General features: G+C 65.5%; 2 protein-coding genes. Both read right to left on the reverse strand.

Going from position 1 to position 1,436, the window contains the following annotated elements:
- A partial coding sequence (locus EN994_RS31315; RefSeq protein ID WP_164746408.1) for a glycosyltransferase family A protein occupies positions 1-872 on the reverse strand: 872 nt, incomplete at its 3' end.
- Positions 869-1,436, reverse strand: a 568-nt coding sequence (locus EN994_RS31320) for an acyltransferase (protein ID WP_164746409.1), incomplete at its 5' end; no start/stop codon positions are given. The genes EN994_RS31315 and EN994_RS31320, both read right to left, overlap by 4 nt.

Here is a 1,436-nt window from a genome sequence, read left to right on the forward strand (position 1 = left end):
AAATAGAATAGGTTCAGCGCGCCGGCCTCGAAGCTCGGCCGCGTCGCCGCCGGCAGCGAGGAAATCTCCTCCTCCAGCGCGACGATGAAGTCGGCCGCACGGGCGACGGTGCCGTGGCTGACCGCATCGCCAATGTCGCGCAGGTCCCGCGTGGCCTGCGCCAGGTCCTCCCGCTCGAGGTTCTCGGCCACGATCCGCAAATGCGTCCTGCGCATCTCCTTGACGTGCCGGCTCGTCACGCTTGCCTCATGGACGCGGTAGACGACCAGGTTTTCGGGCATCATGGCTGCCGGGTAACGGCCGGCCAGCCGCCTGAAAAGATCGAAGTCCTCGGCATGCCGGTAGGCCTGGTCATAGTGCAGGACGCTGTCGTCGATGACCTTCCTGTTGTAGACGACCGTCGGGTGCATGAAGATCGTGAAGAACATCGCCAATACAGGGATGCGGCCGAACTGGAACACCGGATCGGGCCTGCCCCTGGCGATGCGGCCGCGGATCAACATGTCGACGCCGGCGCCGCAGAAGCCCAGTTCGGGCCGCCGCTCGAACAGCGCCACCTGGCGCGACAAACGCCAGGGATAGGCGACGTCGTCGGCATCCATCCGCGCGACCAGTTCGCCCCGGGCGATCGCCAGCCCTTCGTTGAGCGTCGCGACAAGGCCACGGTTTTCGCGCGAGATGATCGAAATGCGGCTGTCGGCCTTTTGGCATCGCTCGAGTATCTCGAGCGAATTATCGGTCGAACCGTCATCGATCGCGATGATCTCCAGGCGACTGTGATCCTGCCGCAGGATGCTTCCCAGCGCGGTGGCGAGATAGGGACCGGCATTGTAGACCGGCAACAGGACGGAGACGAGCGGTGCGGCGATCATCGTCTTGCATCCGTGCGCTGGAGTTCGAGCGCCGGTGTGCGGCCATCGGGCGATCCGCCAGCCGCCGTCGCGAGCCAGCCGCCATGGCTGCCCTGTGCGGAGCGGGTGCGCGCGACATAGGGGAAGTGGCGCTTCAGGCTGTTGAGCGGCCTCTCGAAAACCACCCAGGAAATCGAGGCCGCGACAATCGTGGCGGCGCTCGCAACCAGGAAACGCCCTGGCCCTTGCTCCGAGACGTTGAGCGGAATCCAGGGTTGCGCCTTGACGGCGAGCGACAGCAATATCGGATGATAGAGATAGACGCCGTAGCTGATGCGGCCGAGGCCAAGCAGCGGCGGCAGTTCGGCAAGCTTTCCCAAAGTGCCGCCAAGGCCGCGCGAACAGGCTGCGACGATGACCATCAGCGGCACCAGCGGCAGGACTTGCCGCACCAGCCAATGGGTCCATTCGAGCATCGGATCGGCGGGCGCAGGCACAAACCACTCGATGACAAGGAATGCGGCCGCGAAGGCAGGCCAGCTGAGCCGCATCCAGTGCGGCAGGGCCGCGCCCCTGGATCGCCAG

The organism is Mesorhizobium sp. M7A.F.Ca.CA.002.09.1.1, from assembly GCF_003998555.1.
Lineage (GTDB): Bacteria > Pseudomonadota > Alphaproteobacteria > Rhizobiales > Rhizobiaceae > Mesorhizobium > Mesorhizobium ciceri.